This window comes from Streptomyces sp. NPDC016677, from assembly GCF_055562815.1.
On the sequence record NZ_JBVHEO010000001.1, the window covers coordinates 439,098 to 453,471 of the forward strand.

12 protein-coding genes are annotated in these 14,374 nt (G+C 69.8%); 11 read left to right on the forward strand and 1 reads right to left on the reverse strand.

The annotated features are described in order from the left end of the window. Positions 1 to 33: 33 nt before the first annotated feature. The 4 genes from tig to clpX all read left to right on the forward strand — a co-directional run bounded on the left by tig (position 34) and on the right by clpX (position 4,562). Complete coding sequence (gene tig, locus ACZ3IG_RS01955; RefSeq protein ID WP_467428078.1) at positions 34 to 1,422, forward strand: trigger factor; 1,389 nt, start codon at positions 34 to 36, stop codon at positions 1,420 to 1,422. A gap of 322 nt (positions 1,423 to 1,744) precedes the next feature. Then, positions 1,745 to 2,350, forward strand: coding sequence for an ATP-dependent Clp protease proteolytic subunit (locus tag ACZ3IG_RS01960; protein ID WP_024887530.1), 606 nt, complete (start codon positions 1,745 to 1,747; stop codon positions 2,348 to 2,350). A 52-nt stretch (positions 2,351 to 2,402) separates the two neighbouring features. Then, a complete protein-coding gene (locus tag ACZ3IG_RS01965) occupies positions 2,403 to 3,083 on the forward strand; it encodes an ATP-dependent Clp protease proteolytic subunit (RefSeq protein ID WP_308114655.1) in 681 nt (226 codons plus the stop codon). A gap of 189 nt (positions 3,084 to 3,272) precedes the next feature. Next, positions 3,273 to 4,562, forward strand: coding sequence for an ATP-dependent Clp protease ATP-binding subunit ClpX (clpX, locus tag ACZ3IG_RS01970; RefSeq protein ID WP_215168995.1), 1,290 nt, complete (start codon positions 3,273 to 3,275; stop codon positions 4,560 to 4,562). A 60-nt stretch (positions 4,563 to 4,622) separates the two neighbouring features. Here the strand turns inward: clpX and ACZ3IG_RS01975 are convergent, their stop codons facing one another. Next, entirely contained in the window at positions 4,623 to 5,636 is a 1,014-nt protein-coding gene (locus ACZ3IG_RS01975) for a hypothetical protein (protein ID WP_467428082.1), read from the reverse strand. Positions 5,637 to 5,772: 136 nt separating this feature from the next. Between ACZ3IG_RS01975 and ACZ3IG_RS01980 the strand changes: the two genes are divergently transcribed. From ACZ3IG_RS01980 to mreD, 7 genes are all read left to right on the forward strand, one after another. Continuing rightward, on the forward strand, positions 5,773 to 8,397 hold the full coding sequence (locus tag ACZ3IG_RS01980) for a valine--tRNA ligase (RefSeq protein WP_467428084.1): 2,625 nt from the start codon (positions 5,773 to 5,775) through the stop codon (positions 8,395 to 8,397). A gap of 118 nt (positions 8,398 to 8,515) precedes the next feature. Beyond that, positions 8,516 to 10,009, forward strand: a complete 1,494-nt coding sequence (gene folC / locus ACZ3IG_RS01985; protein WP_467428086.1) for a bifunctional tetrahydrofolate synthase/dihydrofolate synthase — start codon at positions 8,516 to 8,518, stop codon at positions 10,007 to 10,009. Between the two features lie 6 nt (positions 10,010 to 10,015). Further along, positions 10,016 to 10,360 carry a DUF4233 domain-containing protein gene (locus ACZ3IG_RS01990; protein WP_467428087.1) on the forward strand — a complete coding sequence of 115 codons (345 nt, stop codon included), beginning with the start codon at positions 10,016 to 10,018 and terminating at the stop codon, positions 10,358 to 10,360. A gap of 324 nt (positions 10,361 to 10,684) precedes the next feature. Beyond that, entirely contained in the window at positions 10,685 to 11,098 is a 414-nt protein-coding gene (ndk, locus tag ACZ3IG_RS01995) for a nucleoside-diphosphate kinase (RefSeq protein ID WP_403537845.1), read from the forward strand. Positions 11,099 to 11,397: 299 nt separating this feature from the next. Beyond that, positions 11,398 to 12,417, forward strand: a complete 1,020-nt coding sequence (locus ACZ3IG_RS02000) for a rod shape-determining protein (RefSeq protein ID WP_006133575.1) — start codon at positions 11,398 to 11,400, stop codon at positions 12,415 to 12,417. A 231-nt stretch (positions 12,418 to 12,648) separates the two neighbouring features. Beyond that, positions 12,649 to 13,596, forward strand: coding sequence for a rod shape-determining protein MreC (gene mreC / locus ACZ3IG_RS02005; RefSeq protein ID WP_467428089.1), 948 nt, complete (start codon positions 12,649 to 12,651; stop codon positions 13,594 to 13,596). 14 nt (positions 13,597 to 13,610) lie between these two features. Then, positions 13,611 to 14,282 (forward strand): rod shape-determining protein MreD, encoded by a 672-nt coding sequence (mreD, locus tag ACZ3IG_RS02010; protein ID WP_467428091.1) that lies wholly within the window; start codon positions 13,611 to 13,613, stop codon positions 14,280 to 14,282. Positions 14,283 to 14,374: the final 92 nt, after the last annotated feature.

The following is a 14,374-nucleotide window of genomic DNA, read 5'->3' on the forward strand; positions in this document are numbered from 1 at the left end:
AACCCAAGAAGTCAGCCACAAGGAGACCGAACCGTGAAGAGCGCCGTGGAGACCCTGAACCCGACTCGGGTTCGGCTCACTGTCGAGGTGCCCTTCGAGGAGCTCAAGGACAGCCTCGACGCGGCGTACAAGAAGATCAACCAGCAGGTCACGGTGAAGGGCTTCCGCAAGGGCAAGATCCCGGCCCGCGTCATCGACCAGCGGTTCGGCCGCGGTGCGGTGCTGGAGGAGGCCGTCAACGACGCCCTCCCGAAGTTCTACACCGACGCCGTCAACGAGGCCGAGGTGGACCCGCTGGGCCAGCCCGAGGTCGACATCACGGAGCTGAAGGACGGCGAGACGCTGAACTTCACCGCCGAGGTCGACGTCCGCCCGACGATCGAGATCCCGGACTTCTCCGGCATCGAGGTCGAGGTCGACGCGGTCGAGGTCACCGACGAGGACGTGGAGAAGTCGGTCGAGCAGCTCCGTGAGCGCTTCGCCTCCACCTCCCCGGTCGAGCGGGCCGCCGAGGACGGCGACGTCGTCACCATCGACCTGGAGGCCAAGGTCGGCGGCGAGGTCCTGGAGGACGGCGTCGCCAGCGGCGTCTCCTACACCATCGGCTCCGGCGAGCTGCTCGACGGCATCGACGAGGCCGTCAAGGGCCTGGAGGCCGGCGGCGAGGCCACCTTCACCTCCGAGCTGAAGGGCGGCTCGGCGGCCGGCCAGGAGGCCGAGGTCACCGTCAAGGTCAGCCAGGTCGCCGCCCGCGAGCTGCCCGAGCTGGACGACGACTTCGCCCAGCTCGCGTCGGAGTTCGACACCCTCGACGAGCTGAAGGCCGACAGCCGCAAGCGCCTCGAGAACATGAAGCAGTACGACCAGGCCACCCAGGCCCAGGAGCGCGTCCTGGACAAGCTCCTGGAGCTGGTCGAGGTCCCCGTCCCCGAGAAGCTCCTCGAGGACGAGGTCAACACCCGCAAGCACAACCTTGAGCACCACCAGCTCGGCCAGATGGGCCTCGACCTCGCGAAGTACCTGGAGATCCAGGGCAAGACCGAGGAGGAGTTCGAGACCGAGACCCGTGAGGCCGCGGTCAAGGGCATCAAGACCCAGTTCGTCCTCGACGAGCTGGTCAAGCAGGAGAAGCTCAACGTCAACCAGGAGGAGCTCACCGAGCACCTCATGCGCCGCGCCTCCTCCTCCGGCATGTCCCCCGACCAGTTCGCCCAGGCCGTCGTCGAGCAGGGCCAGGTCCCGCTCCTCGTCGGCGAGGTCGCCCGCGGCAAGGCCCTGGCCGTCGTGGTCGAGAAGGCCACGGTCAAGGACACCAACGGCGAGATCGTCGACCTGAGCGACGACGAGGAGGAGACGGAGGCCGCCGAGGCCGCCGCCGAGACCTCCGAGGACGCCCCCGCCGAGGAGAAGACCGAGGGCTGACCCTCGCGTCGTATCCGACGGACACGGACGGGCCCCGAGACGCGCGAGCTTCTCGGGGCCCGTCCCGCTCGTGCCTTCAGGGGCGCGGGGAACCGTGCGACCAGCCACCCACAGACCCGCAGCGGCCGACGTGCCGCGAGAACCCCCTGCGCTACGCCCCCGGCGAACACCCCACTTACCGGGATTCCCCGAAGCAACCCGCGCGTTAGGGTCCATGAATACGAGGGCAGTGGAGTCCCCGAATACGGCTCCAGCCCCGCAGGGAAACGTGAGACGGCCCGGCGCCGTCGTAAGACGAGCAGGTGGATACGTGACGAATCTGATGCCCTCAGCCGCCGGCGAGCCCTCCATCGGTGGTGGCCTCGGCGACCAGGTCTACAACCGGCTGCTCGGCGAGCGGATCATCTTCCTCGGCCAGCCGGTCGACGACGACATCGCGAACAAGATCACCGCACAGCTGCTGCTCCTTGCCTCCGACCCGGACAAGGACATTTACCTGTACATCAACAGCCCGGGCGGTTCGATCACGGCCGGTATGGCGATCTACGACACCATGCAGTACATCAAGAACGACGTGGTGACCATCGCCATGGGCCTCGCGGCCTCGATGGGTCAGTTCCTGCTCAGCGCGGGCACGCCCGGCAAGCGCTTCGCGCTCCCGAACGCCGAGATCCTGATCCACCAGCCCTCCGCCGGCCTGGCCGGCTCCGCCTCGGACATCAAGATCCACGCGGAGCGGCTGCTGCACACCAAGAAGCGCATGGCCGAGCTGACCTCTCAGCACACCGGCCAGACGGTCGAGCAGATCACCCGCGACTCGGACCGCGACCGCTGGTTCGACGCCTTCGAGGCCAAGGAGTACGGCCTCATCGACGACGTCATCGCCACGGCCGCGGGTATGCCGGGCGGCGGCGGCACGGGCGCCTGAGCCCCCTCTTCCGCCCCCAGCCGACCGCCTCAGCCTCTTTCCAGGAGACACTGTGAACGACATCCCCGGCAGCGGCCTGTACGACCGCACCCGCGCCGAGTACACCGGCCCCACGGCCGAGTCCCGCTACGTCATCCCCCGCTTCGTCGAGCGCACCTCCCAGGGCGTGCGCGAGTACGACCCGTACGCCAAGCTCTTCGAGGAGCGGGTGATCTTCCTCGGCGTCCAGATCGACGACGCCTCCGCCAACGACGTCATGGCGCAGCTGCTGTGCCTGGAGTCGATGGACCCCGACCGCGACATCTCGGTCTACATCAACAGCCCCGGCGGCTCGTTCACGGCCCTCACGGCCATCTACGACACGATGCAGTACGTGAAGCCGGACATCCAGACGGTCTGCATGGGCCAGGCGGCCTCCGCCGCCGCCGTCCTGCTCGCCGCCGGCACCCCCGGCAAGCGCATGGCGCTGCCCAACGCCCGCGTGCTGATCCACCAGCCCTACAGCGAGACCGGCCGCGGCCAGGTCTCCGACCTGGAGATCGCCGCCAACGAGATCCTGCGGATGCGTACGCAGCTGGAGGAGATGCTGGCCAAGCACTCCACCCAGGAGATCGACAAGATCCGCGAGGACATCGAGCGCGACAAGATCCTCACGGCCGAGGACGCGCTCTCCTACGGTCTGATCGACCAGATCATCACCACCCGGAAGATGGACAACTCCTCCCTCCGCTGAGACGAGCTGAGGCGAGAGGCTGTATCGTCTGCCGCCCCTTGGCATGGTTCCGCACGGTCACGTCAACCCGAACCGTGCCAAGGGGGGCCCGGACGGGGGTCCAGGCAAGGTACCGTCGACATAAGGCAGCACCAGGAGTCCGCTGGACCTCGGCGTCCAGGAGTCTCCCAGGCGAAGGGGAAGCACACCGTGGCACGCATCGGTGACGGCGGCGATCTGCTCAAGTGCTCGTTCTGCGGCAAGAGCCAGAAGCAGGTCAAGAAGCTCATCGCAGGGCCCGGTGTCTACATCTGCGACGAGTGCATCGACCTCTGCAACGAGATCATCGAGGAGGAGCTGGCCGAGACCAGCGAGGTCCGCTGGGAGGAGCTCCCCAAGCCCCGCGAGATCTACGAGTTCCTCGAGGGGTACGTGGTCGGCCAGGAGGCCGCCAAGAAGGCGCTCTCCGTCGCGGTGTACAACCACTACAAGCGGGTCCAGGCCGGTGAGAACGGCGGCGCCCAAAGCCGCGAGGACGCCATCGAGTTGGCGAAGTCCAATATCCTCCTGCTGGGCCCCACGGGCTCCGGCAAGACGCTGCTGGCGCAGACGCTGGCCCGGATGCTGAACGTCCCGTTCGCGATCGCCGACGCCACGGCGCTCACCGAGGCGGGGTACGTCGGCGAGGACGTCGAGAACATCCTGCTGAAGCTGATCCAGGCGGCCGACTACGACGTCAAGAAGGCCGAGACCGGGATCATCTACATCGACGAGATCGACAAGGTCGCGCGCAAGAGCGAGAACCCGTCGATCACGCGCGACGTGAGCGGCGAGGGCGTCCAGCAGGCACTGCTCAAGATCCTTGAGGGCACCACGGCCTCGGTGCCGCCGCAGGGGGGACGCAAACACCCCCACCAGGAGTTCATCCAGATCGACACGACGAACGTGCTGTTCATCGTGGGCGGCGCCTTCGCGGGCCTGGAGAAGATCATCGAGGCCCGGGCCGGCGCCAAGGGCATCGGCTTCGGCGCGCAGATCCGCTCCAAGCGGGAGCGCGAGTCGCAGGACCACTTCCAGGAGGTCATGCCGGAGGACCTGGTCAAGTTCGGCATGATCCCCGAGTTCATCGGCCGGCTGCCGGTGCTCACCTCCGTGCACAACCTCGACCGCGAGGCCCTGCTCCAGATCCTCGTCGAGCCGCGCAACGCACTGGTCAAGCAGTACCAGCGCCTGTTCGAACTCGACGGCGTGGAGCTGGACTTCGAGCGCGAGGCGCTGGAGGCCATCGCCGACCAGGCGATCCTGCGCCAGACCGGCGCGCGCGGCCTGCGCGCCATCATGGAGGAGGTCCTCCAGGGCGTGATGTACGAGGTGCCGTCCCGCAAGGACGTCGCCCGGGTCGTCATCACGGCCGACGTGGTCCTCTCCAACGTCAACCCGACGCTGATCCCCCGCGACTCGCGCGGCGGACGCGGCCCCGGCGAGCAGAAGTCGGCGTAGCGCGCAGCGAGAGGGGCCCCGGTCGTCCGGCCGGGGCCCCTCGTCACATCCGGGTGCGCATCACGACGCGACGCGGACCTCCGCGCGGAGCCTCTTGGTGAGATCCACGGCCTCGTCCTTGCCCATGCCGGCCTCCGCCGAGCCCGGCGACACCATGGCGATGGTGCTGTGGTCCGCCCAGGCGCAGAACCAGTCGGAGGTCTTCTTCTCGCTGACCGGGTCGAGACCCGTGGCCCGCTGGCACTTCATGAGGGCGCCGTCGATGTCCACGGACTCGGGCTCGCCGACGAGTTCCAGCGTGCTGGTGCCGCTGTCGGAGGAGCCCTCCGACGACGACGTCTCAGCCTTCGAGAAGAAGTTGTCCAGGGCGGCCTCGGGGTCGTCGATCTCCCCGTAGACACCGATCATCATGAGGGTCGAGAAGTCGCTCGACAGCGAACCGGGGTCGCTCGGGTCATAGCTGTCCAGGTCCATGGTCGAGTACACACCGACCACCGACGTCCCGTTCTCGACGCCGCTCGCGAAGTCCTTCGTGGAGTCGGAGCTACCGGTACCGCTGTCGGACAGGATCTTGTACTCGCCGTCCAGCACGGTCTTCGGCGTCGCCAGCTTGTGCGCGCCGTCGTCCGCCACGGAGCTGGAACCGCCGTCCGCGCCGAAGACGAAGTACGCGCCCACCCCGATCGCCGCGACCACCGCGACCGCGCCGATGATCAGCCCGGCCTTCTTCTTGCCGCCGGCCGGCGGCGGGGGCTGGGGGACGCCGTAGAGGGCCTGCCCGTACGGCGGCTGCTGGCCGTACGGCCCGGGCTGTCCGTACGGCGGTGGCTGCTGGCCGTAGGGGCCGCCCTGCCGGCCGTAGGGCGGCTGCTGCGGATAGCCGTAGCCGGGCTGCGGCTGGGGCGGGACCGGCGGGGTCTGCGGAGGGGCGGCCGGCTGCTGGGGGTAGCCGTAGCCGGGCTGCGGTGGCTGCGGCGGCTGTCCGTACGGGCCCGGCTGCCCGTACGGACCGGGCTGCTGACCGGGGTGCGGGGGCTGCTGCCCGCCGTACGGGCCCGGCTGGTTCTGACTCATCTCTGGGTTCCCCTCCAGATGTTCACGCGTACCCGACATCCTGGCCGAGGAGCCGTCCGCGCAGGGCGCAGGGGATCGCACCGTTACAAAGGAAACGGGTTTCGGGACTCGGTCGCGACACCTCTAAACTGGCCCGGTGACCGAGAACACTCAGCAGCCGCACGCAGCGCCCACGACCGATCTGCCGACCCAGTACACGCCGGCCGACGTAGAGGGGAAGCTGTACGAGCGCTGGGTGGAACGGGGTTGGTTCACCGCCGACGCGACCAGCGAGAAGCCCCCGTACACCATCGTCATCCCGCCGCCGAACGTCACCGGCTCGCTCCACCTGGGCCACGCCTTCCAGCACACGCTGATGGACGCGCTGACCCGCCGCAAGCGGATGCAGGGCTTCGAGGCGCTGTGGCTGCCCGGCATGGACCACGCCGGCATCGCCACCCAGAACAAGGTCGAGCAGCAGCTCGCCGAGGAGGGCAAGTCCCGGCACGACCTCGGCCGCGAGGAGTTCGTCCGGCGCGTCTGGCAGTGGAAGGAGGAGTACGGCGGCAAGATCCTCGGCCAGATGCGGCGCCTGGGCGACGGCGTCGACTGGTCCCGGGAGCGCTTCACCATGGACGAGGGCCTGTCCCGGGCCGTCGGCACCATCTTCAAGCGGCTCTACGACGACGAGCTGATCTACCGCGCCGAGCGCATCATCAACTGGTGCCCGCGCTGTCTGACCGCCATCTCCGACATCGAGGTCAACTACCAGGAGGACGACGGCGAGCTGGTCTCCATCCGGTACGGCGAGGGCGACGAGACGCTCGTCGTCGCCACCACCCGCGCGGAGACGATGCTCGGTGACACCGCCGTCGCCGTCCACCCCGACGACGAGCGGTACCAGCACCTGGTCGGCAAGAAGATCAAGCTGCCGCTGACCGACCGGTTCATCCCGGTCGTCGCCGACAGCCACGTCGACCCGGAGTTCGGCACCGGCGCGGTCAAGGTCACCCCGGCCCACGACCCCAACGACTTCGCGATCGGCCAGCGCCACGGCCTGGAGTCGATCACCGTCATGGACGAGCGGGCCGTCATCACCGCGCACGGCCCCTTCCAGGGCCTGGACCGCTTCGAGGCGCGCTCCACCATCGTCGCCGCCCTGCGCGAGCAGGGCCGGATCGTCGCCGAGAAGCGCCCCTACGTCCACTCCGTCGGCCACTGCTCGCGCTGCGGCACGACCGTCGAGCCGCGGCTGTCGATGCAGTGGTGGGTCAAGGTCGCCCCGCTCGCGCAGGCCGCCGGCGACGCGGTCCGCGACGGGCGGGTCGCGATCCACCCCGAGGACATGTCGAAGCGCTACTTCGACTGGGTCGACAACATGCACGACTGGTGCATCTCGCGCCAGCTGTGGTGGGGCCACCGCATCCCCGTCTGGTACGGCCCCGACGGCGAGATCGTCTGCGTCGGCCCCGACGAGGAGCCGCCCACCGGGGAGGGCTGGCACCAGGAGACCGACGTCCTGGACACCTGGTTCTCGTCGGGCCTGTGGCCGTTCTCGACGCTGGGCTGGCCGGAGCGGACGCCGGACCTCGCGAAGTTCTACCCGACCGACGTCCTGCTCACCGGCCACGACATCATCTTCTTCTGGGTCGCCCGGATGATGATGTTCGGCCTGTACGCCATGGACGGCGAGGTCCCCTTCAAGACCATCGCCCTGACCGGCCTGGTCCGCGACGAGCGCGGCAAGAAGATGTCGAAGTCGTTCGGCAACGTCGTCGACCCGCTGGACTGGATGGACAAGTACGGCTCCGACGCCGTCCGCTTCACCCTGGCCCGCGGCGCCAACCCCGGCACCGACGTGCCCATCGGCGAGGACTGGGTCCAGGCGTCCCGCAACTTCGCCAACAAGATCTGGAACGCCACGCGCTTCGCGCTGATGAACGGCGCCACGATCGAGGGCCCGCTGCCGGACGCGTCCGAGATGTCGTCCACGGACCGCTGGATCCTGTCCCGGCTGAACCGCACGGTCGCCGCCGTGGACGCGTACTACGAGGACTTCCAGTTCGCGAAGGTCTCCGACGCCCTCTACCACTTCGCGTGGGACGAGGTCTTCGACTGGTACGTCGAGCTGTCCAAGACCACCTTCCAGGCGGGCGGGGCGGCGGCCGAGGTCAGCAAGCGCGTCCTCGGCGAGGTCCTCGACGTCGCGCTGCGGCTGCTGCACCCGGTCGTCCCGTTCGTCACCGAGGAGCTGTGGACCACGCTGACCGGCGGCGAGTCGGTCGTCGTCGCCCAGTGGCCCACCGACAGCGGCTTCCGCGACGAGGCCGCCGAGCGCGAGATCGAGCTGGTCCAGTCCGTCATCACCGAGGTCCGCCGCTTCCGCGCCGACCAGGGCCTCCAGCCCGGCCAGCGCGTCCCGGCCCGCCTCACCCTGGGCGGCACGGTCCTCGCCCCGCACGAGCCGGCCGTCCGCCAGCTGCTGCGCCTCCAGCCGGAGGGCGAGTCCTTCACGGCGACGGCGACCCTGCCGGTGGCGGGCGTGGAGGTCGCCCTCGACCTCTCCGGCGCGATCGACGTGGCGGCCGAGCGCAAGCGCCTCGCCAAGGACCTCGCCGCCGCCGAGAAGGAGAAGGCCCAGGCCACGGCCAAGCTCGGCAACGAGGCGTTCCTGGCCAAGGCCCCGGACCACGTGGTCGACAAGATCCGCGGCCGCCTGGCCAAGGCGGACGAGGACATCACACGCCTGACGGCCCAGCTGGACAGGCTGCCTCAGCAGTAGCCGACTCCCGGGGGCGCGGGGAACTGTGCGACCAGCCACAACGTTCCCCGCGCCGCCCGACGACCGGCACCCCCCACTCCCCGGGCGGTCTGTCGGTCCCGCTCCGTAGACTGGTCCCGTGAGCGACCAGAACGAGTCCGACGCCTTCGACGAGCTGATCGCGGAGCAGACCACCCGCGACCCCGACCTCGCCGTCATCGAGGCCGGCAGCCGCACCCTGCGCACCCAGGGCGGCCCCCCGCAGGCCGACGTGCCGGCCCGCCCCGAGGACCCCGAGGTCGACAAGGCCCTGCGCGAGGTCGAGGCCGAGCTGGCCACCCGCTGGGGCGAGACCAAGCTGGAGCCGTCCGTCACCCGGATCGCCGCCCTGATGGACGTCCTGGGCGAGCCCCAGCGCTCGTACCCGTCGATCCACATCACCGGCACCAACGGCAAGACCTCCACCGCCCGCATGATCGAGGCCCTGCTCGGCGCCTTCGAGCTGCGCACCGGCCGGTACACCTCGCCGCACGTCCAGTCGATCACTGAGCGGATCAGCCTGGACGGCGCCCCGATCGGCGCCGAGCGCTTCATCGAGACGTACCAGGACGTCAAGCCGTACGTCGAGATGGTCGACGGACAGCAGGAGTACCGGCTGTCGTTCTTCGAGGTGCTCACCGGCATGGCGTACGCCGCCTTCGCGGACGCCCCCGTCGACGTCGCCGTCGTCGAGGTCGGCATGGGCGGCAGCTGGGACGCCACCAACGTCATCGACGGGGACGTCGCCGTCGTCACCCCGATCGACCTCGACCACACCGACCGGCTCGGGAACACCACGGCCGAGATCGCCGGCGAGAAGTCCGGGATCATCAAGCAGGACGCCACCGTGATCCTGGCCCAGCAGCCGGTGGACGCGGCCCAGGTCCTGCTGAAGAAGGCCGTGGACGTGGACGCCACGGTGGCCCGCGAGGGCCTGGAGTTCGGCGTCGTCTCCCGCCAGGTCGCCGTCGGCGGACAGCTGCTCACCCTGCGCGGCCTGGGCGGCGAGTACACCGACGTCTACCTGCCGCTGCACGGCGCCTACCAGGCGCACAACGCGGCCGTCGCGCTCGCCGCCGTCGAGGCGTTCTTCGGCGTGGGCGCCCAGCGCCCCGACCCGCTGGACATCGACACCGTCCGCAAGGCGTTCGCCGCCGTCGCCTCGCCGGGCCGCCTGGAGGTCGTACGGACCTCCCCGACCGTCGTGCTGGACGCCGCCCACAACCCGGCCGGCGCCCGCGCCACCGCCGAGGCGGTGGGGGAGGCGTTCGACTTCAGCCGGCTGATCGGCGTGGTCGGCGCCAGCGGCGACAAGAACGTCCGGGGGCTCCTCGAGGCCTTCGAGCCGATCTTCGCGGAGATCGTCGTCACCCAGAACTCCAGCCACCGCGCGATGGACGCCGACGCGCTGGCGGCCATCGCCGTCGAGGTGTTCGGCGACGACCGCGTCCAGGTCGAGCCGCGGCTGCCGGATGCCCTGGAGGCCGCGATCACGCTGGCCGAGGAGGAGGGCGAGTTCGCCGGCGGCGGTGTCCTCGTCACCGGTTCCGTCATCACCGTCGGCGAGGCCCGACTGCTGCTGGGAAGGGGCTGACATCCCGTGCGTACCCTCTGCTCCTCGACGCTGATCGGCGAGTTCTTCGTGATCGGCTTCGCCGGGCTGGTCGCCATGAAGGACCCCGGCCTCACCATGGGCACGGTGTGGACGGTCAGCGGCATCGCGATGTTCCTGTGCGTGGTGCTGTGCGGCGTGGTCACCCGCCCCGGCGGGGTCGCCCTCGGCTGGGTGCTCCAGATCGCCCTGATCGCGTCCGGGTTCGTCGTCCCGATGATGTACGTCCTCGGGGCCGTCTTCGCCGGCCTGTGGTGGGCGTCGGTGCACTACGGCAAGAAGATCGACGAGGCCAGGGCGAGGTTCGCTGCGCAGGCGGACGCCGCCGCCTGACAGGCGGACCCCGCCCAGGGGCTGTCGACACATGCCCGTCGTCCGCCCGGTGGGCGGACCCGGCGGCGTGCGGTGCGTGCTCCGGGGGTCCCCCGGCCGGAGGGGCTGGGGGAGTGCCGGCCCTGACCCTCGTACTGGATGTACTCGGGTCAGGGAGGCCGGTGCGGCGAGTGGGGTCCCCTCCGGGGGAGCGTGCATGGCGTCGCCAGGCAGCCGGGAATGTGACGGCAGGCCCCAGGGGCTGACGCTGCGTGACCGGGGCCACGACACGCCCGGTAGTGTCAGTCACCACATGGCCCGTCCTCACCTTCCAAGGAGCCCGCAGTGACCCAGCGCACCCTCGTCCTCCTCAAGCCCGACGCCGTCCGTCGTGGCCTGACCGGCGAGATCATCAGCCGTATCGAGCGCAAGGCCGGCTGGCGGATCACCGCGCTGGAACTGCGGACCCTGGACCAGGAGACCCTGGAGCAGCACTACGGCGAGCACAAGGGCAAGCCGTTCTACGAGCCGCTCGTGGAGTTCATGGCCTCCGGCCCGGTCGTCGCGATGGTCGTCGAGGGCGAGCGGGTCATCGAGGGCGTACGCGCCCTGGCCGGCCCCACCGACCCGATCGCCGCGGCGCCCGGCTCCATCCGCGGCGACTACGGCGTGATCGTGCGGGAGAACCTGATCCACGCCTCCGACTCCGAGGAGTCCGCCGAGCGCGAGCTGAAGATCTTCTTCCCGGGCCGCGACTGAATCGGGGAGCCTCGTTCTTCTGACGGCATGTCAGCCGAATGGCCCAGCTGACCAGGGCGGTCGCGCACATGCGGCCGCCCTGTGACATATGCGTGCCGATCGGGGGAACGTTTGCCTCCGTCGGCCCGTCTCCACAAGCGAGGCAGGACGTGATCTGCTGACAATGGCGAAGACCCTCGCGCAGTGTTCGCGAAAGCGCGTCTACGATGGAAGCCTTCACGCCACTGCACCCACTTCGCCGACCTGAAAAGCCCTCAAAAGCTCCTGGGAAGGCCAGTCGAATCCTGATGGGGAACTCAATGTCGTTCATCGGCCGTGACATGGCTGTCGACCTCGGGACCGCCAACACGCTGGTGTACGTCAGGGGTCGCGGGATCGTACTCAACGAGCCGTCCGTCGTCGCCATCAACACCAACACCGGCGGCATTCTCGCGGTCGGCGCCGAAGCGAAGAAGATGATCGGGCGCACGCCCGGCAACATCGTTGCCGTGCGACCTCTGAAGGACGGTGTGATCGCCGATTTCGAGATCACCGAGCGCATGCTCCGCTACTTCATCCTGAAGATCCACAAGCGGCGGTATCTGGCTCGTCCGCGCGTCGTCGTCTGCGTGCCCTCGGGCATCACCGGCGTCGAGCGCCGTGCCGTCATCGAGGCGTCGTCCCAGGCCGGCGCCCGCCAGGTGCACATCATCGAGGAGCCCATGGCCGCGGCCATCGGCTCCGGCCTGCCGGTCCACGAGGCCACGGGCAACATGGTGGTCGACATCGGCGGCGGCACCACGGAGGTCGCGGTCATCTCCCTCGGCGGCATCGTCACCGCCCAGTCCATCCGCGTCGCGGGCGACGAACTGGACAACGCCATCATCCAGCACATCAAGAAGGAGTACTCCCTCCTGCTGGGTGAGCGGACGGCCGAACAGATCAAGATCACGATCGGTTCGGCGTACGACCTCGACACCGACGAGCACACCGAAATCCGCGGCCGGGACCTGGTCTCCGGGCTGCCCAAGACCGTCGTCATCTCCGCCGCCGAAGTACGCAAGGCGATCGAGGAACCGGTCAACGCCATCGTGGACGCCGTCAAGACCACCCTCGACAAGTGCCCGCCGGAGCTGTCCGGCGACATCATGGACCGGGGCATCGTCCTGACCGGCGGCGGCGCGCTGCTGCGCGGACTCGACGAGCGGCTGCGCCGGGAGACCGGCATGCCGATCCACATCGCCGAGGACCCCCTGGACAGCGTGGCGCTCGGCTCCGGCAAGTGCGTCGAGGAGTTCGAGGCGCTCCAGCAGGTGCTGGACGCCCAGCCCCGCAGATGACGTGACGCTTCGTTCCGCCGTACGAGACGATCTCCTCTCGTGCGGCGGATCGTTGATATAGAGACATGAGAACACCCGTGACGCGCGCCGCCGGGCGGGCCGGGTGTATCGCCGCACAACAGAAGAACCACTGACGTACCGGTTGCGTATCGCCCCAGGTATCACCTGTGTACCGCCTACGCACCACCGACGAATTCCCGAATTCCGACGAGGAAGGCACGGCCGCCGCACGTGAGGGACACGAAAGAGAGCCGGCTGCTCCTGGTGCTGCTGATCGCCGTAGCGTTCGCGCTGATCACGGTGGACATCCGCGGCGGGGAGGATTCCCCGGTCGACGGTGCCCGGCAGGCCGCGGCCACCGTCTTCGGCCCGATCGAGAACGGGGTGTCGTCCGCCGTCGACCCCGTCGGCAACGCGATCTCCGCGATCCGCGACTCCGGGGACCGGCACGACCGGCTCGCCCGGCTGGAGCAGGAGAACGCGGCGCTGAAGGCGAAGCTCGGCAGCGACGACCGCGGCCGCAGCCGGCTCGCTCAGCTCGACAAGATGCTCAAGATCGCCGGGGAGGGCCAGTACGGCATCAAGGGCGCCCAGGTCATCGGCATAGGAGCGGCCCAGGGCTTCTCCTGGACCGTCACCCTGGACGTCGGCGCCGACGACGGCATCGAGCGGGACATGACCGTCCTCAACGGCGACGGCCTGGTCGGCCGCGTCACCACCGTCGGCCCCAGCTCCTCCACCGTGCTGCTCGCCAGCGACCCCGACTTCACCGTCGGCACCCGCATGGAGAACGGCGACGAACTCGGCTTCGCCTCCGGCCAGGGCGACCGCCCGCTCCGCGTCGAACTGCTCAACGGCAAGGCCGAGGTGAAGAAGGGCGACCGCCTGGTCACCTTCGGCTCCCAGGGCGACAAGCCCTTCGTGCCCGGAGTCCCCGTCGGCGTCGTCTCCCGGGTCGACCCCTCCGGCGGCGACCTGACCCGCACCCTCTACGTCACGCCGTACGTCGGCTTCACCAAGCTCGACATCGTCGGTGTCGTCGTCCAGGCCCCGAAGAAGGACCCCCGCGACACCGTGCTCCCCGACCCGCCGAAGCCGACGCCCACGCCCACCGTGACGGTGACCGTGACGCCGTCCGGACAGGCGCCCGCCGACGGCCAGTTCCAGCCCGAGCAGTAGGAGCCACGAGTCCCATGCGCGTCAACCGCATCCTGCTGTCCGCCTCCCTGGTCGTCGTCGCCCTGGTGATCCAGGTCAGCGTCCTGGCCCGGCTCCACCTGCCCGGTGCCGTCCCCGACCTGCTGCTGCTCACCGTCCTCGGCCTCGCCCTGGTCTACGGCCACACCGGCGGCGCCCTGGTCGGCTTCGGCGCCGGCCTCCTCGCCGACCTGGCCCCGCCCGCCGACCACGCCGCCGGGCGCTACGCCCTCGTGCTGTGCGTCATCGGCTACCTGGCCGGCCTCGCCCGGCCCGACAACGGCCGCCTGAAGTCCGCCACGGGCCCGATGGCCGTCGTGGTCGTCGCCGCCCTCGGCTCCACCCTGCTCTACGCCGGGGTGGGCGCTCTGGTCGGCGACACCGCCGCCCGCCATGTGGGCCTGGGCGGACTGCTGTTCACCTCCGCCCTCTACGACCTGCTGCTCGCCCCGTTCGTGGTCCCCGGGATCATGGCCCTGGCCCGGCGCGCGGAGAACGACCCGCTCGCCGACACGGGCTCCGCCGCCCAGAGCACCGACATCTCCTCCGGCTGGCTCTCCGGCGGCACCGGCCTGCGCGTCGGCGGCCAGAAGAACGGCCTGCGGGTGAGGGCGGCCCGGGCCCGGGTCGCCCGCGCCGGACGCATCAAGGGGGTCAAGCGGCTGTGAGCCCGACGTATCACTGGACGGATCACCAGACACATCGGGGGCTTGGGGCCGTGGGCCGGACGTATCGGGGGCTTGGGGCCGTGGGCCGGATG